Raw genomic sequence first — 21,425 nt, 5'->3', positions numbered from 1 at the left:
GCAGAAAGCCCGCGGCGCCGGGCACAACGCCGCCCTGCGCCAACTCGCCAACCGACTCGTCGGCATCCTCCACGGCTGCCTCAAGACCGGCACCCGCTACGACGAGACCACCGCCTGGTCGCATCACGCCGAGAACATCGCGGCTTGACATTTCAGCTCCTGGGATGTCTTTCAGCTGCGCAGACGCTTCATCTCGGGGTCGAACAGCGGCTCCTCGGCGACCACCGCGGGCACCTTCTCGCCGAAGTACTCGATCTCCACGGCGTTGCCGGGCACGGCGAGCGGGCTGGGCAGCCAGGCGTACGCGATGCTCTCGCCGATGCTGTAGCCGTAAGCCGCGCTGGTGACGTAGCCGACCGGAGCGCCGTCGGCATGGACGGGCTCGGCCCCCATGACCACGGTCTCCCGGTCCTTGATCAGCAGCGGGCTCAGCCGGCGGCGGGCCTCGCGCCGCCGCAGCGCGTCGCGGCCGAGGAAGTCCTTGTCCATCCGGACGGCGAACCCGACACCGGCCTCGAACGGATCGTGCTCGGTGGTCATGTCCGCGCCCCACGACCGGTAGCCCTTCTCCAGCCGCAGGCTGTTGAAGGCGCTGCGACCGGCGGCGATGATCCCGTGCTGCTGCCCGGCGTCCCACAGCACGTCCCAGAGCCTGCGCCCCTGGTCGGCGTCGGTGTACAGCTCCCAGCCGAGCTCGCCCACGTAGGACAGGCGCATGGCGGTCACCGGGACGCCGCCGACGAACGCGCGCTTGTTCTTGAAGAAGCCGAAGCCCTCGTGCGAGAAGTCGGTGCTGGTCAGTGGCTGCACGAGGGCGCGCGCGAGCGGACCCCACACGCCGATGCAGCAGGTCCCGCCGGTGATGTCCCGGACCTGCACCCGGCCGTCGTCGGGCAGCTGCCGCCGCATCCAGGCCAGGTCGAGATTCCCGTTGGCGCCGACCTGGAAGCGCTGCTCGGACAGCCGGGCCACGGTGAGGTCGCTGCGCACCCCGCCGGCGGCGTCCAGCGACAGGGTGTAGGTGACCGAACCGGGTTTCTTCGCGAGCTGGTTGGTGGTCAGCCACTGCAGGAATTCCAGCGCCCCGGGCCCGGTCACCTCCAGCCGCTTGAGCGGCGTCATGTCGAACAGGGCGACGCGCTTGCGGGTGACCAGGGCCTCGGCCCCGGCGATCGGCGACCAGAACCGCGAGGCCCAGTCCCCGCGACCGGGCACCTCCTCGACCTCCGGCAGCCCGGCGTTGGCCGCGTACCAGTGCGGGCGTTCCCACCCGGCGGCTTCGAGGAACTCGGCGCCGAGCTCCTGCTGCCGCTCGTAGAACGGGCTCGTCCGCATCGGCCGCGGCTCGTGCCCGGGTTCGAGCGGGTGCAGGATGTCGTAGACCTCGACGAAGCTGCGACAGCTGCGCGCGTGCACGTATTCGGGGCTGCGCTGCGCGGGTTCGAACCGGTTGAGATCGCACGAGTGCAGGGACTCCGCGGGCTGCCCGTCGACGAGCCACTGCGCCATCGCCCGGGCGACCCCGGCGGAGTGCGTGATCCACACGGCCTCGGCCAGCCAGAACCCGCGCAGGTCGGGATGCTCGCCGAGCAGCGGCATCCCGTCCGGGGTGAAGGAGAACAGGCCGTTGATCCCTTCGGCGACCTCGGTGCCGGCCAGCGCGGGCAGCAGCGAAACGGCCTCCTCCCAACCGGGCCGGAAGTCGGCGGCGGTGAACGGCTCGATCGACGGCATCTCGGCGGTCTGGCCGGGGACGCGGATGTCGGCGGCGTCGATCGGCAGGGGGCGGTGCCCGTAGTAGCCGATGCCGATGCGGTCGACGTGCTCCCGGAAGTAGAGGTCGGCGTCCTGGTGCCGCAGGATCGGCAGCCCGGCCTCGGCCCGCTCGTCGTTGCGCCCGGCGATGGCGGCGACCGGCCCGGTCTTGGCGTACTGGTGCGCCATCGGCACGAGCGGGACGGCGAGGTCCACCAGCGCACCGATGCGAGGCCCCCACATGCCGACGCAGGAGATGACGACGTCGGCGGGGAACCGGTCCTGTTCGGTGACGACGGCGGTCACCCGCCCGCCGCCGCGCTCGACGGAAACGACGCGCTGCCCGGGCAGGAACCGCGCGCCCCGAGCCATCGCACGCCGCGCCTGCGCTTCGGCGGCGCGCACCGGCTTGGCCAGCCCGTCGGTGGGAATGTGCAGCCCGCCGAGGATCCGCGCCGGATCGACCAGCGGGTGCAGCTCGACGCACTCGTCGGGGCCGACCAGGTGGCTCTCGACGCCCCACGAGGTGAGCCAGCCGTGCCGCCGCTCGATCTCGTCCCAGCGCGCCGCGGAACCGGCCACCTCGAGCCCGCCGAGCTGGCGGAAGCACCACTCGCCGTCGAGGTCGAGTCCGCGGTACTTGGCGGCGGTGTAGGCCGCGAACCGGGTCATGGTCCGGCACGGGTTGGCCTGGAACACCAGGCCGGGGGCGTGCGAAGTGGAGCCGCCGGTGGCGAACAGCGGGCCCTGTTCGAGGACGGTGACGTCGGTCCAGCCGCGTTCGGTGAGCTCGTCGGCCAGCGAGCAGCCGACGATTCCGGCTCCGATGACGACCACGCGGGGTTGGTTGCCCATGAGGCCTCCTGGGTGGGTGCGTCGATGCCGGCAGCACGGGGTCACCGGCTCAAGAAGCAGCAGGGATTTTGTTGCGCTATGCGCGCCAAGTTTCGGTGAGAGCAACACCGTCGCCGGTAGCGGCGGGGGCCGTCAAGAGCGCGCGACGGGTTTTTCGGCCGTGTAACACGAATGGAGGCCGCGCACGATGTGCCGACCGAACCCCTTGACGAGCCCGGGACCGAACCCGCACATTGTTGCGCATCGCACTCCGTGTTCTGGATAGCGCAACGGAGGTCCAAGATGTTCGAAGCCTGCCGAGTGTCCGATCTGCCGCCCGGCGAGTCCGTCCGCATCGAGGCGCACGTCCCGATCGCGGTGTTCAACGTGGAAGGCGACCTCTACGCCATCGACGACACCTGCACCCACCAGGACGCCTCGCTGGCGGAGGGCTGGGTGGAGGACTGCCGGGTCGAGTGCCCGCTGCACGCGGCTGCGTTCGACCTGCGCACGGGCCTGCCGTGCGGCCTGCCGGCGAAGCGCCCGGTGCGGACGTACCCGGTGCAGGTCGCGAACGGAACGATCTACGTCGAGACCGAAGCGCAGGAGGTCGCATGAGGACGGTCGCGATCGTCGGCGCGTCCCTGGCCGGCTGGCGAGCGGCGCAGGAACTGCGCGCGCAGGGTTTCGAGGGCCGGATAGAGCTGATCGGAGACGAACCGCACCGGCCGTACGACCGACCGCCGCTGTCGAAGGACTTCCTCGCCGGGAAGCAAGAAGCGAGCGACCTCGCGCTGGCGGACGAACCGGACCTCGCCGAAGTGGACGCGACCTGGCGCCTGGGCCGCCGCGCAGTCGCCCTGTCGACGGCGGACGGCGCGATCGAGCTGGACGACGGCACCCACTGCCGGGCGGACGGGGTGGTGATCGCAACCGGCGCAACCCCGAGGACGCTGCCCGCAACGCCACCAGGAGTACACACGCTGCGCACCCTCGATGACGCGATGGCCCTGCGCGACGACCTGCGTCCGGGAGCGCGAGCGGTGATCGTCGGCGCCGGATTCGTGGGCGCCGAAGTGGCATCGACCTGCCGAATGCTCGGTCTCGGAGTGACGGTGGTGGAAGCGCTCGAAGTCCCGCTCGCGCACGTGGTGGGCTCGGAACTGGGCGCGGTGTGCGCGGCCCTGCACGCGGACCACGATGTGCGACTGCTCTGCGGAGCAGGAGTCGAGCGACTGCACGGGGAGCGCAGGGTCACGGCGGTCGAGCTGACGGATGGCACCATCGTCCCGGCCGATGTGGTGGTGATCGGCATCGGAGCCCGCCCGAACACCGACTGGCTGCACGGCTCGGGCGTGACGGTGTCGAACGGCGTGCAGTGTGACGCAGGCGGAGTCACGAACCTGCGGAACGTGGTGGCGGTCGGCGACGTGGCCAGCTACGGCACGCCGGACGGAGCGCAACGGTTCGAGCACTGGACGACGGCGCTGGAACAACCGGCAACGGCGATCCACAACCTCCTCGCGGGACGCACGGCGCGGAACTTCACGACGGTGCCGTACTTCTGGTCGGAGCAGTACGGAGTCCGAATCCAGTTCGCGGGCCACGCGAGCCCGAAGGACGAAGTGGAAGTAGTCGACGGAGCACCGGACGACCGCCGCTTCGTAGCCCGGTTCCACCGAGCGAACGAAACCACGGCATTCCTAGCGATGAACAACCCGAAGCTGTTCACCAAACACCGCAGACAACTGACGGCAAGACCCACAACACCGGTCGGCTGACCTCACGCCGCCACATCCGGGCGTCATGATTCGCCCGCCGGGCCCCGTGGTGCGGGGATGAGGTCCCGGAGGTACTCGCGGTGCTGCGAGGGCAGTGCGCTGCCACCTGGTCTGGGTGTTCGCCTGGGATCCACTGTGGGCGGTGGGATGAACTCCGGCCGCCCATCGCGCATGGCGATGTCCCACCGCTGGCTGTGGAGCGTGCGGTGGTGGTGACCGCAAAGCATGACCATGTTGTCCAGGTCTGTTCGTCCGCCGTCGACCCAGTGCTGAATGTGGTGTGCTTCCGGTGTCCCCGGCGGCCGGTCACACCCAGGGAACGCGCACACGCCGTCGCGGCGGAGTAGTGCGGTGCGGATGTGGGTGGGTGCGGTTCGTTTAGCTCTGCCGACGTCCAGCGGGAGGCTGTCGCCGTCGAGGATGATGGGCAGGATTTCGGCGTCGCAGGCGATGCGGCGTGCGTTGTGGGCGGTGATGGCGCGTTCGGTGTTCAGGGTGCCGGGCATACAGTCCTCGCCGCCGAACCCGAGATTCCGCTTCAAGTCCTCGAAGTCGATGGCAATGGTCATCTGCGGCCGTTGTCCGCCGGTGCGGGGCATTCCGTCGTGGTCCAGCGCCAGGTCCAGTAGTGCGGCGAAGCCGTCGGCGTTCCGCTGCCCCACAGTCCGGGGATCTTTCTCTCCATCAACCTCGGGGTGGGGTGCGGCGAGGGGCTCGATCAACGCGGTGAACTTCGCCCCGGTCTCGCGGTCCAGTTTCGCTTTGATGATGGTCATGCCGTCCCGGGTGGTCGTGTAGTGCAGTTCGCGTGCGTTGTGCTGGGTTTCTTCGTCGCGGTAGGCGCCGTCTTGGTCGAGGAGGTAGCGGATGCGTTCGGCGAGTTTCTCCAGTTCCCTCGGCGGCATCGTCCGCGCGTACCCGGCGAGCGTTGATTCGACTTCGGCGATTTGGTGGCAGCGGGCGTAGTCGGGTAGGCGCCGGATTCCGTTGACGATGACACGCGCGTGGTCCAGCCCGATCGCGCCCTCAGACAAGGCGGCGGCGGTGTCGGGCATGTCCGGGGGCATCGTCTCGCCGTGGAAGGTTTGCCGGTCTTCGACGTTGCGGGCGACTGTGACGCGGGTTTTCGCGTCACGAGGGTCGATGTTGAGCAGCCCCTGCAGCCAGACTTGCAGCGATCGGGCGGTGGTGTCGGCGTGAATACCCCGGTGGTCGGCTTCAGCGATGTATTGCAGTTGCTCCCACAGCAGTACCCGCATCTCGGTTTCCAGTTCTTGGATACGGGCCGCGAGCTCAGCATCAGTGCATGACACCGCCGACTGTGGAGGCATGGCCTCAACTGTCGTGTCCTGGGTGTTCAGTAGCGGTGTCATGTCTCCATTCTCCCGTATTCGAACTTGTGTTCGCACTGTTTTTATGGTCGCTTGATCAGGTGAAACACCCAGCAACGGGTCGCGAAAACTGATTCGCGCCAAGGGAAACGGTCACGACACGCCGAAGGCGACCCGCATCCACCACCAAACCCACACCGCCACCGGCCGCGCACACCATGCCCGGCGACCAGGGCCGAGTTCCCACGAAATCGCGCCATCCCCACGCAACCCAACCCCTGCGACGGATCAACCCGAAACCAAACCCCCACCAGCCCCGGCCAACCCGAAAACGGCCACCCCGCAACGCAAGCCGCCAACGAGCCAGCCCACCCCGGGCCATCCCCGCGATACAAAGCCGCCCAGGGGCTGCGGGCCGGATGTCAAGCCTGAAACCCCGAAGGGGCGGCCGCCAGGCCGGGCTTGACCTCCGGCACGCAGCACCAACAATCCACCCATCGCGGGGATGGCCCCAAAACACACCAAACCCCTAAAAGCCCCAACCCCAACCGACAAACCCAAAAAAGAACAGGCCCCCGGGAACCAACCCGAGAGCCTGCCCAACCAAAACCCAAAATCAAGCCGCAGACTCAACGTCCTCCAGCTCGCCGTCCACCTCAGCCTCCGAAGCCGCGACGGCCCGCTGCGACCGCCGCCGCTTGGCGAACCAAACCCCCACCGCGACAAGCACCACGACAACGACCAGCACCCAACTGGCCCGTCCCAACATCTCCTCGATGTACTTCGCCGAAGCCCCAGCAGCCCACCCGATGCTCACATGCGTCGCGGACCAGGTGATCGCCCCGATCAACGATGACACGAAGAACCGCGTGTACGACATCCCGCTCGCCCCGGCCGCGGCCGGCATCAGGGTCCGCACCACCGGCAGGAACCTCGCCACCAGCACGGCGCCCACGCCCCACTTGCACAGCAGCTCCCCCGCCCGGTCCCAGTGCTTCTGGCCGAGCTTGCGCACCACCTTCGTCTCGCGCATCTTCAGCCGGTAGCGGCGCCCGAGCCAGAAGCCGATGTTGTCGCCGACCGCCGCGCACACCGCAACGACGGAGGCCAGCAGGATGAAGAACCCGACGTCGGTCACCGCCGCCGAGGCGATCAGCAGGCCACTCTCCCCTGGCACCAGGAAACCCAGGCCGAGGGTGCATTCGCCGAGCACCAATGCGCCGGTCACCAGTACCAATAGCGGCTTCGGCAAGCCTCCGACGACTGCCAGAATGTCGCTGATGAAGGTCACGGGACGAGCTCCTCGGCATGCGTGCTGGCTTGACCCCGTTCACGCTACCGGCGTAACTGCGCCCCAGTCTCCGGAATGCCCCTTAGCCTTCCCTGAGACCGGAGTCACACCAGCCCTTCCGGGTCAGCACGCCTTCACCCACGAGCATTCCAGGGCACTTTCGTCGACCGGCGTGCCCGGGTCGTCGACGTGCGTGCGCGACTTCGGCACGTGCACCCGGCCGCTCGGCCGGTCGTCGGCGCCGTCGTACTCGGCCAGCCGGATCGCGATCGCGTCCTCCAGGTCGCGCGGGGAGCCGGTGAGGAAGTCGTTGAACACCACCGAGAAGACCAGTTCGCGGCCGTTGGCGGCGGTGACGTAGCCGGACAGCGACGTGACCCCGGTCAGCGATCCGGTCTTGGCGTGGACGTTGTTCTGCGCCGCGGTGCCGCCCATCCGGTTGCGGAGCGTGCCGCCGACCATGCGGTCCGCTACCCCGGCGACCGGCAGCGCGTCGTACCAGGACCGGAACCAGGGCCGCTCGCGCGCGTTGTCCAGCAGCAGGGCCAGCTGTTCCGGCGTCACCTGGTCCATCGTGGACAGACCGGAGCCGTCCACCACGCGCAGCACGTCCGGGTTGACGCCGAGACCGCTCAGCTTCTCGGTCAGCACTTCCAGCCCGGCCGACCAGGTGCCCTCGCCGCGGGCTTCCCGCCCCATCGCTTTGACCAGGACTTCCGCGTGCCCGTTGTTGCTGAGCTTCAGGAACGGGACCAGGAGTTCCCGCAGCGGCATCGACTGCCGCGAGGCGAGCGCCCGCGCGTCGGCCGGCGCGGCCCCCTCCCCCGTCCCCTTGATCGTCACGCCGTGCGCGGCCAGCGCGCGGGCGAAGACGTCGGCGGCGTACGCGGACGCATCCGGCACCGAGGTGAGGTCTTCGAACGGCTGCGAACCGGCCGGCACGCTCCCGGTCACCACCACCCGGGAACCGCCGTGGTCGCGCTGCACGGTCACGTCGGGTTCGCCGTCCGCGGCCGAAGTGGTGGTCCGGTTGTCGATCTGCACGACGCCGGTGGCCGGTTCCAGCCGCACCTCGGCCCGGCTCCCCTCGACCGTCGGGCTGACCCGCACGAACGCGGTCCCGGCGTCGAAGTCGGTGTCCGGCGCCACGGTCAGCGCGGAAACCGGTGCGGCGTAGTAGTACGGCTCGTCGTCCCACGCCCAGCCGGTGCCCAGCGGCACGTCGTCGAACCAGGTGTCATCGGCCAGCAACCGCCCGTGCACGGCCCGAACCCCGGACGCCGCAACCTGTTCCGCGAGCCGTTCGTAGTCGGCGGCGAGCAGCGTCGGGTCGCCTGTGCCGCGCAGGTAGAGGTCGCCGAGCAGCACCGGCCCGTGCTGCCGCCCGGCGGTCACGACGTCGGTGCGGAACCGGTAGTCCGGGCCCAGCGCCTCCAGCGCCGCGGCCGAGGTGAGCAGCTTCGCGTTCGACGCCGGGGTCGCGCGGTCGGTCGCCTGCCTGCTGTAGAGCACCTCGTCGGTGGCCGGGTCGCGCACCACGACCCCGGCGTGCGACCCGTTCAGCCGCTCGTCGGCGAGGATGTCGTCGAGGTCGACGCGCAGCGCGTCCGGCCCGCTGGGCGCCGCTCCGGACGGTGCTACGAAGGCGACCGACGCGCCCAGCGCCGCAGCGAGCCCGAACGCCAGTCCCCACCGTCGACGCATGAGCAGCTCCCTCGGCTCGCCCGAAACAGATCATGCAGCGTAAGCACGATCATCACAGGCGGTCAACGCCAATCGCTCAATGCCGACGTGGAAGCAGAACGAGCTCGCCGGACAGGTGGTCAGCCGACGGCGATCGCGGTCGCCATGGCCAGCAGCGCACCGCCGCAGCACCGCTCGAAGACAGTCCGCCGGCGCGGGTCGGCCAGGAAGGCGGACAGCCACCGCACCGAGGGCACCACGACGAGCCACCAGGTCGCGAACGCGCCGACCGCGACGCCGCTGAGCAGCGCGGCCTGCTTCACCGGCTCCGCCGCCGGATCCATGGCCTGCGGCAGCAGCGTCAGGAAGGTCAGCATGACCTTCGGGTTGAGCACGTCGGTCAGCAGCCCGCGCAGGAAGACGGCGCGGCCGGAGCTGGGCACGTCCACCTCCGGGGCCCCGGCCACGGCTCCGGACTTGCGGAGGATCTGCAGACCCATCCAGCCCAGGTAGGCGACGCCGATCACCTTCACCACCAGCAGCGCCGCGGGCACGGTCATCACCAGCGCGGACAGCCCCAGGGTCGCCGCCGTCGCGTGCAGCAGCAGCCCGCAGGTGACGCCCGCCGCCGCGAGCCAGCCCCAGCGCGCGCCGTTGGCGGCATTGCGCGTCACCAGCACGAAGTCCGGCCCCGGTACCAGGACGATCACCAGCAGCGCCAGCAGGAACGACCCCCAGGCGATGTGCACGACTGCTCCTTCGAATCGAATCAGCGGTGGATTGCGCATATCTTCCGCTGTTCGTTCGCCGTTTCGCCAGCTGCGACGTAGCATGTTCGGTTGTGCAGGAATCTGTAGAACTGGATTCGGTTGACTGGCGGATCCTGGAGGAGTTGCAGAACGACGCGACCTTGCCGAACCGGGCGCTCGCCGAGCGGGTCGGGCTGGCGGCTTCCAGCTGCCTGCAACGGGTTCGGCGACTGCGGGAACAGGGCGTGATCACCGGGTCGCACATCGACGTCAACCCGGCGGCGACGGGGCTGGCGCTGGAGGCGGTGGTGGCGATCAACGTCCGCCCGCACACCCGGCAGGTCGTAGACCAGTTCCGGGAGTTCGTGATGGGGCAGCCGGAGACCCGCTCGCTGCTGCACGTCAGCGGTCAGGCGGACTTCCTGCTGCACGTGGCGGTCGCGGACACCAAGCACCTGCAGGAGTTCCTGGTGGACAAGCTCGCGTCCCGGACCGAGGTCCGGCACTTCACCAGCTCGATCGTGCTGGAGCAGCTGCACACGCGAGCGCTGACGCCGCCGCGGCAGCTGCGCCCGAAGCGCCGCCGCCGGTCCGGCGATGGGTGATTTCCGCAGTTTCAACTGAAACTGCGGAAATCAGTCGCCGACGCGGAGCAGGCCCTCTTGCACGACGGTCGCGACCAGCTGACCGTCGCGGGAGAAGAACCGGCCGGTGGCCAGGCCGCGAGCGCCGGAGGCGCTGGGCGAAGCGCAGTCGTAGAGCAGCCACTCGTCGGCGCGGAAGCGCCGGTGGAACCACATCGCGTGGTCCAGGCTGGCGCCGTTGACCTTGTCCAGGCCCCAGTACACGCCGTGCCGGGCCAGCACCGCGTCGAGCAGCGTCATGTCGGACGCGAAGGCCGCGATGCACACGTGCAGCAGGTCGTCGTCGGGCAGCACGCCGTCGGCGCGCATCCACACCTGGCTGCGGGCCTCGCGCGGGCCGTTCTCGCGGCTCACCCACGGCGGCTCGGTCACGTAGCGCACGTCGATCGGCCGCGGCTGGGCGCGCCCGAGCTTCTCGATCATCGAGCCGATCTGCTCGCCGTAGGTCGGCAGCGTCTCCGGGTCCGGGACGTCGGGCATGGGCTCGGCGTGGTCGATGCCGCCCTCGTCGACCTGGAAGGACGCGGACAGCGAGAAGATCGCCTTGCCGCGCTGCACGGCGACCACTCGGCGCGTGGTGAACGACCGGCCGTCCCGGGTGCGATCCACCTCGTAGACGATCGGGATGCTCGGGTCACCGGGCCGGATGAAGTAGGCGTGCAGCGAGTGCACCCGCCGCTCCGGCGGCACCGTGCGGCCTGCGGCGACCAGCGCCTGGCCGGCGACCTGACCGCCGAACACGCGGACCGGCGACGAGGCCGGGCTGACGCCGCGGAAGATGTTCTCCTCGATGCGTTCGAGGTCGAGCAGCGCGACCAGGCTGTCCAGCACCGGTTGACCGTGCGGCATGCCGTTGACGTCGAGCGGAACCTCGCCCTGCAGGTGGGTTCCGGCCGGATCGGCCGCGGCGGCTCGGGCAGCTTCGGTCACTGCGCGCTCCTCGGGGTTGTACGCCGGATCTCCGGACGGGAGCGCCGGGTGGCTCCCGTCCGAGAATGCGGATCAGACGTGGTCTTCCTCGCCCAACCGGTGCACGCGGATGAGGTTGGTGGAACCGACCGTGCCGGGCGGCGAGCCCGCGACGACGACGACCATGTCGCCGCGCTGCGATCGGCCGATCGACAGCATCGCCTGGTCCACCTGCCGCACCATCTGGTCCGTGGTGTCCACCTTAGGCACCAAGAACGTCTCCGTCCCCCAAGTGAGAGCGAGCTGACTCCGCACTGATTCCTCGGGGGTGAACGCCAGCAGCGGCAGCCTGGTGTGCAGCCGCGCGAGCCGGCGCACGGTGTCGCCGGACTGCGTGAAGGCCACCAGCGCCTTGGCGTTGAGGCGTTCGCCGATGTCGCGCGCCGCGTACGAGATGACGCCTCGCTTGGTGCGCGGGACGTGGCTCAGCGGCGGCGGTGCCGTCGATCCCGCCTCGACCGCTTCGACGATGCGCGCCATCGTCTGCACGGTCTCGATCGGGTAGCGGCCGACGCTGGTCTCGCCGGAGAGCATCACCGCGTCGGTGCCGTCGAGCACCGCGTTGGCGACGTCGGAGGTCTCCGCGCGCGTCGGACGCGAGTTGTTGATCATGGAATCGAGCATCTGGGTCGCGACGATGACCGGCTTCGCGTTCTCCCGCGCGATCCGGATCGCCTTCTTCTGGACCAGCGGCACGTGTTCCAGCGGCAACTCGACGCCGAGGTCACCGCGGGCGACCATGACGCCGTCGAAGGCCAGCACGATGGCCTCCAGGTTGTCCACCGCTTCCGGCTTCTCCAGCTTCGCGATCACCGGGACGCGGCGGCCGACCCGGTCCATCACCTGGTGGACCAGGTCGATGTCGGCCGGGCTGCGGACGAAGGACAGGGCGATGAAGTCCACGCCCAGTTCGAGCGCGAACTCCAGGTCCTGAATGTCCTTCTCGGACAGCGCGGGCACCGAAACATCCATGCCCGGCAGGGAAATTCCCTTGTTGTCCGAAACCGGACCACCTTCCGTCACCTCGCAGACGACGTCGGTGTCCTCGACGCCGGTGACGGTCAGCCCCACCTTGCCGTCGTCGACCAGGAGTCGGTCGCCGACCTTGGCGTCGTTGGCGAGGCCCTTGTACGTGGTGGACACCCTGTCGTGGGTGCCCTGGACGTCGTCGACCGTGATGCGCACGATGTCGCCGGTCCGCCACTCCACCGGCCCGGCAGCGAACTTGCCGAGTCGGATCTTCGGTCCCTGCAGGTCGCCCAGGATGCCGACGGCGCGACCGGACTCCTTGGCCGCGGCTCGGACCATCTCGTAGACCTGCTGGTGATCGGCGTGGCTGCCGTGGCTGAAGTTCAGCCGGGCGACGTCCATTCCGCTGCTGACGAGCTCAGCCATCTTCTCCGGTGTGGCGGTGGCTGGGCCCATGGTACAAACGATCTTGGCTCGTCGACTCACGTTATGCCAGCGTAGTCTGTTGACCGACGCGCGCAGCACGCAGCCATGCCTGTCGACGTCGATCGGGGAGATCGTTGCTGGATCATTACAGAACCCGGCTCACCCGGATTCCGTTCGGGGTCGCGGTGCTGGCCAGCCTGCTCATCCTGTTCATGCCGGCGTCCGGGGTGCCGACCGCGCCGCCGGGTACCGACAAGGTCGTGCACTTCGCGCTGTTCGCGGTGCTGGCCGCGACCGGCCGGATCGCCGGGTCCCCGACGTCGCGGCTGCTGCCGGCGCTGGTCGGCTACGCGATCGCCTCGGAGATCATGCAGGGCCTGCTGCCGATCGGGCGCAGCTGCGAGGTCGCCGACGGCCTGGTCGACGTGGCGGGCGCGGCGGCGGGCTGGGCGCTCATCACGGCGGCGCGGCGGGTGCGACGGGTCAGCGACGCTTCTTCTCGGTGACTCCGATGTGGTCGGCGCACCACTGGTTGAGCTCGCGCACCGCACGCCAGGACTGCCGGACCCGGTCGACGCAGGCACGCTCGTGCAGGACGTCGTCGGCCTCCCAGTCGCGGGACGCGTAGAGCGTGCGATGCCGCAGCAGGTCCAGCCGGGGATGCCCGGCGGAGAACCCGCGCGGCCGGCTCTTGAGCGTCTCGCCCGCGATCTCCCAGCCCTGTTCGACGAGCGCGGCCAGCAGCGACCGCAGCCGCTCGCCGTGGATGTCGGTGTCGACCGCGGCGCGGAACCGGGCCAGCTGGTCGGACTCGGCGTGGTAGCAGCCCCCGGCGACGAGCATCCCGTCCGCGCTGACCTCGACGTAGTAGGCGCCGCCGCCGCGCCCCAGCTCGATCACGGCGCCGCAGTGCGTCTTGTAGGGCGATTTGTCGGCGCTGAACCGGACGTCCCGGTGCGGCCGGAAGACCTTGCCCTGCCCGAATCCCGGCCCGAACTCGGGCTCCAGCTCGGCGAGCAGCGCCTCCATCGGCGCGCGGACCTGCTCCCGGTAGAACGCGAGGTTGTCGTTCCAATAGGCCTTGGCGTCGTGCACTTCCTGCTCCGAGTCCAGGCCGGCCTGGACTCGCTCGAGCCCCTCGTAGAACTCGACCACTCCCCTGCCGAAGCCCTCGAACCTCGGCCCTGCGATGTCGCCGCCCACTGCTCCTCCCCCTTCGCCCCGACGATGATCCGCGATCGCCCGCCGTCCGCGCACCGGGGGGTGGAGAAAGAACTGCGGCGCCTGACCGAACCTGGGGGTTGCCGGTCAGGCGTCGCAGCCATGCACCGGTCACCGGCTGCGACCCCGATGACCGGTATTCAAAAGACGCGAACGTCACTCGCGTGCCCCAACGGTAAACATGCCGGATGGCATATACCAACCCAACTTGGAATATGCCACCCCTTCGAGCGAAAGACCGCCCGCCACTCGCCCGGATCACGGAAGTCCACTGTGGCCACTCACCGGGGCCGTGAGCCGGCTCAGCCGAGCGCCTGGCGGGTGCCGGTGGCCGCCGAGGCCCGGATCGCGTCGAGTACTCGGTGCAGGCGGAGGCCGCGGGCGAAGTCCGGCGCGACCTGCTCGCCGGTGCGCAGCCCCTCGGCGATGTCCGCGTACACCGCCGCCACGTTGCGGACCTCCTGCGCGACCGGCCGGACCGGCGGCAGCTGGACCGCCTCCCACGGCCGGCCCGGCTCGGCGGACCGGCGGAGTTCGAGGTCGCTCATCTGGATCTGGGTGCCGCGCGGATCTTCCGCACCGGTCGAGGCGATGGCCAGACTTCCTTCGGTGCCAACGATTTCCAGCAGCACCCGCGGGTCCGCGGCCTCGCCGTCGTGGATGTTCGCCGACAGCGTCGCACCGGAGGCCAGCCCGGCGTGCAGCACCAGGTGGTCCGGGCTGTCGACCGCCACCGGCTCGCCGGTCTCGGCCACCACCTGGTCCGGGAGCTGCAAGGACAGGTCGGCGGACAGGCCGGCGATGTCGCCGAGCAGGTGGTCCAGCACGGACAGGACGTGTCCACCGTGGACTTCCAGCAGCCCGGCGGCATTGGCCGACCGCAGCGTGTAGGCGGCCCAGGCCGGCACCTTGCCCGTCGCCCCCTTGCCGCGAGCGCTGTGCACCGCGGCAGAGGTGATCCGCCCCAGCGCGCCCTTCGCGAGCAGTTCCCGGGCGTGCCGGATCGCCGGCGAGTACAGCGCCTGCAGGCCGATCACGTTGTGCACGCCGGCGGCCCGGGTGCCTGCCACCAGAATCTCGGCCTCCTCGGTGGTGCGCGCCAGCGGCCACTCGCAGTAGACGTGCTTGCCCGCGTCCAGCGCCGCCTGGACGAGTTCCAGGTGCTTGGGCACGCGGACCGTGACGACGACCAGATCGACGTCCGGGTGCTCGGCCAGCGAACGCGCGTCGGCGAAGGCGTGCTCCGCGCCGAACGCCGCAGCCGCGCGCCGGGCACTCTCCTCCCGGCTGGTCGCGACGGCGGTCAACTCGTACTGGTCGAGCGCGCGCAGCGCCGGGACGTGCGCCCGCCCCGCCCAGCCCTGGTCCGGGTTGGCCCCGATGATCCCGACCTTGATCCTGCCCACGACACCCTCCAACCGGACCTCAGGGGTCCGTTTCGTTCCGACGAACCGGACTAGACAAGTCCGTTTCAATCCGGAGCCTAACCGGACTCGCCAAGTCCGGTTGCTAGGGTGGTCCGGTGAGCGCGGTGGAACGACTTCTGAGCGAGGATGCGCCGCGGGCGGACGCGCAGCGCAACGTGCGGCGGCTCGTGGTGGCCGCTCGCGAGGCGGTCGCCGAGGTCGGCGTCGGCGTGACCGCGCACGAGATCGCCCGCCGCGCCGGCGTCGGGATCGGCACCTTCTACCGCCGGGTGCCCTCCCGCGAGGCCCTGCTGCAGGCGGTGGTCGAGGACACCATCTACGAGATCGTCGGCCTGGCCCGCCAGGCGTTGCAGGACCCGGACCCGTGGCACGGGTTCTGCAGCTTCGCCGCCGAGTTCGTGCAGCTGCGCGCGATGAGCTGCGGGATCAACGAGGCGCTGGGCACGGACTGCGCGCTGACGCTCGACCAACCGCTGGCCGACCTGCGCGAACAGATCCGGCTGCTCGTCGAGCGCTGCCAGCGGGCCGGTGTGGTGCGCGGGGACGTGCCGTGGCAGGACGTGCCGTTCGCCCTCACCTCGGTGATGACCGGGAACCGCACCATCGGGCTGCCCGCCGCCGACGACCAGTGGCGGCGGAACCTGCGCATCGTGCTCGCCGGACTCCGGGCCACGGCCTAGCTCAGGAGCAAGATCCCAGGTCAGGGGTCGCGCAGCGGGTTAAGCTCGGGACGTGGTCTCCACTGCTCGAGCCCGTGCGCGGGAGCCAGCGGGCAACCTGCCGGCCGACGTCACGAGCTTCGTCGGCCGGCGTCGTGAGATCACCCTCACCAAGCGCCTGCTCGCCGAGTCCCGGGTGGTCACCCTCACCGGCCCCGGCGGCGTCGGCAAGACCCGGCTGGCGATGCGGGTCGCGGGCAACATGCGCCGCACGTTCCGGGACAAGTCCTGGTGCGTCGAGCTCGAGGGCGTCCGGGACGGCTCGCTGGTGGTCGACGCGGTCATCGAACAGCTCGGCATCGGCGGCCCCACCGGCGGGGAGGACATCGACACCGTCATCGAGCAGCTCAAGTCCCGCGAGATGCTGCTCGTGCTGGACAACTGCGAGCACGTGATCGAAGACGTCGCGCTGCTGGTCGACGCGGTGGTGCGCTGGTGCCCCGGGGTTCGGGTGCTGGCCACCAGCAGGCAGTCCCTCGGCGTCGCCGGCGAGGCGACCCTGGTCGTACCGCTGCTGCAGGTCCCCGACATCGAGCACCCACCGCCGCCGGAGGCCTACGAGCAGTTCGCCTCGGTCCGGCTGTTCGTCGACCGGGCCAGGGCAGCGGTCCCCGAGTTCGAGGTCACCGCCGACAACGCCACGGCGCTGATGCGGCTCTGCCACCACCTCGACGGCAACCCGCTGGCGATCGAGCTGGCGGCCGTCCGGCTGCGGTCGCTGTCGCTGCAGCAGCTCGAAGAGCGCCTGGCCGAGCGCTACGACCTGCTCACCGAGGGCCGCCGCGGCGCACCGGCCCGGCAGCAGACGCTGCGCGCGCTGATCGACTGGAGCTACGAGCTCGCCTCCGACCAGGACCGGCTGACGTGGGCGCGGGTGTCGGTGTTCTCCGGCTCCTTCGACCTCGCCGCCGCCGAGCACGTGGTCGGCAACGGGCTGTCCGACGCCGACGTGCTGAGCGCGATCCACTCGCTGGTCGACAAGTCCGTGCTGATGCGCGAGGAGGAAGGCGGCGAGGTCCGCTTCCGGCTGCCGCACACCCTGCGCGAGTACGGCCAGGACAAGCTCGCGGAGTTCGGCGAGCTGGAGACCATGCAGCAGCGGCACTGCTCCTGGTACGCCGACCTGGCCGGGCGCTTCGCCGCGGGATGGATCGGCCCGGACCAGGTCGCCTGGGTCAACCGGCTGCGCAGCGACCACGGCAACCTGCGCATGGCACTGCGCACGGCCGCGGCGAGCCCCGGGACCGCCGGGGCGGCGCTGCGGATGTGCACCGACCTGTGGCAATACTGGGGCATCCGCGGCCTCAACGGCGAAGCCCGGCACTGGCTCGACCAGGTGCTGGCCACCACGCCCCGCGAGACGCCCGAGCGGGTGCGCGCGCTGCGGGTCAGCGCCTGGTTCGCGCTGCTCCACGGCGACGTGGAGACCGTGCAGCCGACTCTGGAGCAGGCGACGGTGCTGGCCACGCAGCGCGGCGAGGAGACCGAGAAGGCACATCTGGCGCTGGTGCGCGGGATGGCGGCGTTCGCCCAGGACGACTCGCCGCGGGCCGCCGTCCTGCTGGAGGACGCGCTGGGCCAGTTCCGCAAGCACGAGATCTCCGTCGGCGAGCTGTTCGCCCTGTTCGGCCTCGGCCTGGTCAAGGGCCTGGGCGAGGATCCCGAGGCGGGGCTGGGCGTGCTGGCCGAAGGCATCCGGTTGTCGAGCGGCCTCGGCGAGCTGTACTGGCACTCGTACCTGCTGTGGGCGTCGGCGCAGGTGGAAGCGCGGCGGGGCGACCTGGAGCGGGCGGAGACCGCGGCGAAGGAGGCACTGCGGCTGCAGCGCAAGCTGGACAACCGGCTGGGCATCGCCTTCAGCATCGACGCGCTCGCCTGGATCGCGCAGCAGCAGGGCAGGCACGACCGCGCCGCCCGGCTCTTCGGCGCGGCTTCGGCGGTGTGGGACGCGCTGCGTGCGGCGCCCGGCTTCTGGGCGCGGTTCGCCACCGACCACGACGAGCACGAGGCGCAGGCCCGGACCGCGCTCGGCGAGTCGGCCTTCCAGGAGGCGTTCGACCGCGGCCACCAGCTGTCGCTGGCGCACACCGTCGACTTCGCGCTGGAGGTCAAGCGGCACGCGCGGCCGCGCGCCGAGGACAACGTGCACCCGATGCCGCTGACCCGGCGGGAGCAGCAGATCGCGGAGCTGGTCGCGCAGGGCAACACCAACAAGGAGATCGCCGAGAGCCTGGTGATCGCGCAGCGCACCGTCGAGGGCCACGTGCAGAACATCCTGACCAAGCTCGACTTCTCGTCCCGCGCGCAGATCGGCGGTTGGGTGGCCGCGCAGAAGGCGAGTGACGCGAGCGACATCGCCCCCAGATAATCTCACTTTAGGTAGTCGAAACCACTCGAAACGTCGCCCAACTGGGCGAATCTAGGTATTCGTGCACGTACAAACCTCGGTGTGCGAACACGCTCCGTACCGGATTCTCGGTTCTCGTGACCCCCGACGAACCGAACACCCCCGATCGAAGTCCCCGACAGGCCGGGTGGCACCGCTGGGAGAGGGCGGTGCCGCAGACGGCGAACTGGATCCGCGCAGCGTTCCTCGGCAACGCCGCGGACCGGCAGCACCGCGTCCCCCCGAAGATGCGGTCGCTGCAGGTCGGTGCCGCCGTCGCCGCGTTCGGCGTGATCGGCGTCTTCGCCGGCACCGCCGGCGCCAAGACCGAAGCCCCCGCGGTCGAAGCCGCCGCGCACTTCGCCCCGCTGGCCGAGCAGCTCCCCGCCCCGGCCGCCGTCCCACCGGCCCCCGCCGCGCAGCCCGCCCCCGAGGCCGCGCCCGAGCCGGCCAAGCAGGAACAGCCCGCCGAGCAGGTGGCGGAGAAGCCCAAGGACCAGATCGGCGCCTGGATCGACGAGGCGATCGGCGTCCTGGACCAGCACGGCATCCCGCGCGACCAGATCGACGCGGACGCGATCCGCACGATCATCATGCACGAGTCCAACGGCGACCCGAGCGCCACCAACGACTGGGACTCCAACGCGGCGGCCGGCACCCCGTCGATCGGTCTGATGCAGACCATCGAGCCGACCTTCGAGTCCTACGCGCTGCCCGGCCACGGCGACATCTACAACCCGGTCGACAACATCATCGCGGCCACCCGCTACGCGATGACGACCTACGGCTCGGTGGCCGACGTCCCCGGCGTCGCAGGCCTCCGCTCCGGCGGCAACTACTCCGGCTACTAATAACCGCTACTAGGCGTCGGTCAGCCCCAACAGGGTTCCTTCCAGGGCTTCGGCGACCAGTTCGCGCATGGCCCACTCGGCCCGCGCCCGGTCACCGCCGCGGATGCACTCGGCGATTTCGCAGTGCAGCCGCACGGCGACCGGGCGCGGGTGTTCGGGCATCAGCCCGTGACCTGCGCGCCACCGCAGCAGTTCCTCGACGACCTCGTGCAGCTGGGCGAACATCTCGTTGCCCGACGCGGTCAGCACCAGCCGGTGGAACGCGACGTCGGCGTCCATGAACGTCTCCAGGTCGCCGGCGCGCGCCGTGGCGACCATCCGCTCGGCGAGGCCGACCAGGCGTGCGGCGTCCTCGTCGTCGCAGCGCTGCGCGGCGGCCGCCGCGGCCATCGGCTCCACCGCGGTGCGCAGTTCCGCCAGCGTCTTCAGCTGCGCCGTGCGATCGGCTGCCAGCAGCCACCGGATGAGCAGCGGGTCGAAGGCGTTCCAGTCCGCGCGCGGCCGGACCACGATGCCGACTCGCTTGCGGCCGATGACCAACCGGATCGACGCGAGGCTGCGGACCACCTCGCGGGCAACGCTGCGTGAGATGCCGAAGCGCTGCTCCATCTCGTCGATGCGCAGCACGCCGCCCGGCCGGTGGACGCCCGCCGCGATCTCGTGACCGAGCTCGTCCAGCACCTTGTCGTGCAGCCCTCCGGCCATCCGGCACGCCCCTTTCGCCCTTGAAATCGCCATCAAACATAGGCGCTCCGGGCCGGGTGATCCGCCTAACAGACATACTTAATCGGTCCATATGGCAATAAAGTCATACTTATTGCTTAGGCTGTGCCGGCACCAGCTGCTCAACGAGGAGCCCTTCCATGCCAACCAGCCCTTCCGGCGCCCTCGCCGTCCTAGCCCAGGCGTCCGGCGCGTGGACCACCCAAGACACCCGACTGCTGGCCGCCGCCATCGCGGGCATCGCGGTGATCGTCGTGCTGATCAGCTGGGCCAAGCTGCATCCGTTCCTATCGCTGGCCCTGGGCGCCGCCACCCTCGGCGTCGTCGCCGGGATGCCCTTCGACGACCTGGTGGAGACCTTCACCAAGGGACTCGGCAAGACCGTCGGCGACGTCGGCCTGCTCGTCGCGCTCGGCGCGATGCTGGGCAAGCTGCTCACCGACACCGGCGGCGCTGAGCAGGTCGTCGAGACGGTGCTGCGCCGCACCACCCGGCGGACGCTGCCGTGGGCGATGGTGTTCATCGCCGCGCTGCTGGGCCTGCCGATGTTCTTCGAGGTCGGCGTCGTGCTGCTGGTCCCGGTCGTGGTCATGGTCGCCAGCCGGTCGAACCAGCCGATGCTGCGCATCGGCATCCCCGCGCTGGCCGGGCTGTCGATCCTGCACGGCCTGGTGCCGCCGCACCCCGGCCCGCTGGCCGCCGTCGACGCGCTGCACGTGGACATGGGGCTGACGCTCGCGCTGGGCGTCGTAGTCGCGATCCCGACCGCCATCGTCGCCGGTCCGCTGTTCGGCTCCTACATTTCGAAGCGCGTCGAGCTGCCCCCGGCGACGCACCTGCTGGGCAAGTCCCGGCTCGACGCCTCGCCCGAGAAGCGGCCCGGGTTCCTCGCGTCGGTGTCGATGCTGCTGCTGCCCGTCGTGCTGATGCTCGGCAAGTCCGTCGCCGACCTGCTGCTGCCCGAGGACACCATCGCCTACCAGGTGCTGGACACCATCGGCACGCCGATCGTGGCGATGATGCTGACCGTGCTGATCGCGATCGTGGTGCTCGGCACCGGCGCCCGGTTCGACCGCAACCGGCTGTCCGACGTGATCGGCGGCTCGCTGCCCGCGATCGCCGGGATCATCCTGATCGTCGGCGCCGGCGGCGGCTTCAAGCAGACCCTGGTCGACTCCGGCGTGAACAACATGATCACCGACTTCGCCAGCGGGGCGCACCTCTCGCCGCTGGTGCTGGGCTGGCTGATCGCCGTCGGCATCCGGGTGGCGACCGGCTCGGCGACGGTGGCCACCATCTCGGCGGCGGGCATGGTCGCGCCGCTGGTGATGGGGCTCCCGCCCGCGCAGGGCGCGCTGGTCGCGCTGGCCATCGGCTCCGGGTCGCTGTTCCTGTCGCACGTCAACGACGCCGGGTTCTGGCTGGTCAAGGAGTACTTCGGGATGACCGTCGGGCAGACCCTGAAGACCTGGTCGGCGATGGAGACGCTGCTGTCGGTGACGTCCTTCGCCGTGATCCTCGGCCTGTCCGCGGTGCTGTGATCCCGGGGGGGGGGGGGGGGGGGGGGGGGGGGGAGGGGGGGGGGGGGGGAAGGGGGGGGGGGGGGGGGGGGGAGGAGGGGGGGGGGGGGGGGAACAGAACAAAGCGAGAGGGGGGGTTTTGAGGG

18 protein-coding genes are annotated in these 21,425 nt (G+C 70.4%); 8 read left to right on the top strand and 10 right to left on the bottom strand.

What is annotated here, in order from left to right:
- Positions 1–171: 171 nt before the first annotated feature.
- The gene (locus AC07EQ_RS40935; protein ID WP_478393175.1) at positions 172–2,610 is read right to left on the bottom strand and encodes a GcvT family protein; all 2,439 of its coding nucleotides are present in this window, start codon (positions 2,608–2,610) and stop codon (positions 172–174) included.
- A gap of 282 nt (positions 2,611–2,892) precedes the next feature.
- On the opposite strand from AC07EQ_RS40935, the gene AC07EQ_RS40930 reads away from it, so the two are divergent.
- Both AC07EQ_RS40930 and AC07EQ_RS40925 read left to right on the top strand, forming a co-directional pair.
- Positions 2,893–3,207: a bifunctional 3-phenylpropionate/cinnamic acid dioxygenase ferredoxin subunit gene (locus tag AC07EQ_RS40930; RefSeq protein ID WP_478393174.1), complete on the top strand. Its 315-nt coding sequence runs from the start codon at positions 2,893–2,895 to the stop codon at positions 3,205–3,207.
- The gene (locus tag AC07EQ_RS40925) at positions 3,204–4,370 is read left to right on the top strand and encodes an NAD(P)/FAD-dependent oxidoreductase (RefSeq protein WP_478393173.1); all 1,167 of its coding nucleotides are present in this window, start codon (positions 3,204–3,206) and stop codon (positions 4,368–4,370) included. Before AC07EQ_RS40930 ends, AC07EQ_RS40925 begins: the two co-directional genes overlap by 4 nt.
- A 23-nt stretch (positions 4,371–4,393) precedes the next feature.
- Here AC07EQ_RS40925 and AC07EQ_RS40920 read toward each other — a convergent pair whose 3' ends face one another.
- The 4 genes from AC07EQ_RS40920 to AC07EQ_RS40905 all read right to left on the bottom strand — a co-directional run bounded on the left by AC07EQ_RS40920 (position 4,394) and on the right by AC07EQ_RS40905 (position 9,424).
- A complete protein-coding gene (locus AC07EQ_RS40920; protein WP_478393172.1) occupies positions 4,394–5,845 on the bottom strand; it encodes an HNH endonuclease signature motif containing protein in 1,452 nt (483 codons plus the stop codon).
- Positions 5,846–6,317: 472 nt separating this feature from the next.
- Positions 6,318–6,992, bottom strand: coding sequence for a DedA family protein (locus tag AC07EQ_RS40915; RefSeq protein ID WP_478393171.1), 675 nt, complete (start codon positions 6,990–6,992; stop codon positions 6,318–6,320).
- 123 nt (positions 6,993–7,115) lie between these two features.
- Complete coding sequence (gene dacB, locus AC07EQ_RS40910) at positions 7,116–8,696, bottom strand: D-alanyl-D-alanine carboxypeptidase/D-alanyl-D-alanine endopeptidase (RefSeq protein WP_478393170.1); 1,581 nt, start codon at positions 8,694–8,696, stop codon at positions 7,116–7,118.
- 119 nt (positions 8,697–8,815) lie between these two features.
- A complete protein-coding gene (locus AC07EQ_RS40905; RefSeq protein ID WP_478393169.1) occupies positions 8,816–9,424 on the bottom strand; it encodes a LysE family translocator in 609 nt (202 codons plus the stop codon).
- A gap of 92 nt (positions 9,425–9,516) precedes the next feature.
- Between AC07EQ_RS40905 and AC07EQ_RS40900 the strand changes: the two genes are divergently transcribed.
- A complete protein-coding gene (locus AC07EQ_RS40900; RefSeq protein WP_358576472.1) occupies positions 9,517–10,029 on the top strand; it encodes an Lrp/AsnC family transcriptional regulator in 513 nt (170 codons plus the stop codon).
- Positions 10,030–10,059: 30 nt separating this feature from the next.
- Here the strand turns inward: AC07EQ_RS40900 and tesB are convergent, their stop codons facing one another.
- A complete protein-coding gene (gene tesB / locus AC07EQ_RS40895) occupies positions 10,060–10,998 on the bottom strand; it encodes an acyl-CoA thioesterase II (protein ID WP_478393168.1) in 939 nt (312 codons plus the stop codon).
- A 72-nt stretch (positions 10,999–11,070) separates the two neighbouring features.
- Complete coding sequence (pyk, locus tag AC07EQ_RS40890; RefSeq protein ID WP_478393167.1) at positions 11,071–12,492, bottom strand: pyruvate kinase; 1,422 nt, start codon at positions 12,490–12,492, stop codon at positions 11,071–11,073.
- Between the two features lie 74 nt (positions 12,493–12,566).
- On the opposite strand from pyk, the gene AC07EQ_RS40885 reads away from it, so the two are divergent.
- Entirely contained in the window at positions 12,567–12,938 is a 372-nt protein-coding gene (locus AC07EQ_RS40885) for a VanZ family protein (RefSeq protein ID WP_478393166.1), read from the top strand.
- On the opposite strand, the gene AC07EQ_RS40880 is transcribed toward AC07EQ_RS40885, so the two are convergent.
- Together AC07EQ_RS40880 and AC07EQ_RS40875 are read right to left on the bottom strand one after the other, a co-directional pair.
- Complete coding sequence (locus AC07EQ_RS40880) at positions 12,916–13,635, bottom strand: DUF2461 domain-containing protein (RefSeq protein ID WP_478393165.1); 720 nt, start codon at positions 13,633–13,635, stop codon at positions 12,916–12,918. The two genes, AC07EQ_RS40885 and AC07EQ_RS40880, sit on opposite strands and share 23 nt — an antisense overlap.
- Before the next feature lie 320 nt (positions 13,636–13,955).
- Entirely contained in the window at positions 13,956–15,059 is a 1,104-nt protein-coding gene (locus AC07EQ_RS40875) for a Gfo/Idh/MocA family protein (RefSeq protein ID WP_478393164.1), read from the bottom strand.
- Positions 15,060–15,175: 116 nt separating this feature from the next.
- Here AC07EQ_RS40875 and AC07EQ_RS40870 point away from each other — a divergent pair, with 116 nt between their 5' ends.
- From AC07EQ_RS40870 to AC07EQ_RS40860, 3 genes are all read left to right on the top strand, one after another.
- Positions 15,176–15,760, top strand: coding sequence for a TetR/AcrR family transcriptional regulator (locus tag AC07EQ_RS40870; protein WP_478393163.1), 585 nt, complete (start codon positions 15,176–15,178; stop codon positions 15,758–15,760).
- A 52-nt stretch (positions 15,761–15,812) separates the two neighbouring features.
- Positions 15,813–18,167: a LuxR C-terminal-related transcriptional regulator gene (locus tag AC07EQ_RS40865; RefSeq protein WP_478393162.1), complete on the top strand. Its 2,355-nt coding sequence runs from the start codon at positions 15,813–15,815 to the stop codon at positions 18,165–18,167.
- Between the two features lie 188 nt (positions 18,168–18,355).
- The gene (locus AC07EQ_RS40860) at positions 18,356–19,036 is read left to right on the top strand and encodes a transglycosylase SLT domain-containing protein (RefSeq protein WP_478393161.1); all 681 of its coding nucleotides are present in this window, start codon (positions 18,356–18,358) and stop codon (positions 19,034–19,036) included.
- Between the two features lie 9 nt (positions 19,037–19,045).
- Here the strand turns inward: AC07EQ_RS40860 and AC07EQ_RS40855 are convergent, their stop codons facing one another.
- Positions 19,046–19,741: a FadR/GntR family transcriptional regulator gene (locus AC07EQ_RS40855; RefSeq protein WP_358576485.1), complete on the bottom strand. Its 696-nt coding sequence runs from the start codon at positions 19,739–19,741 to the stop codon at positions 19,046–19,048.
- Between the two features lie 158 nt (positions 19,742–19,899).
- Here AC07EQ_RS40855 and AC07EQ_RS40850 point away from each other — a divergent pair, with 158 nt between their 5' ends.
- Complete coding sequence (locus tag AC07EQ_RS40850; protein ID WP_478393160.1) at positions 19,900–21,300, top strand: GntT/GntP/DsdX family permease; 1,401 nt, start codon at positions 19,900–19,902, stop codon at positions 21,298–21,300.
- Positions 21,301–21,425 lie beyond the last annotated feature (125 nt).

The sequence above is a fragment of the Saccharopolyspora sp. NPDC045839 genome (genome assembly GCF_056431645.1).
Note: the sequence above shows the minus strand (reverse complement) of the source record. Positions and strands in the feature narration are given on the sequence as shown.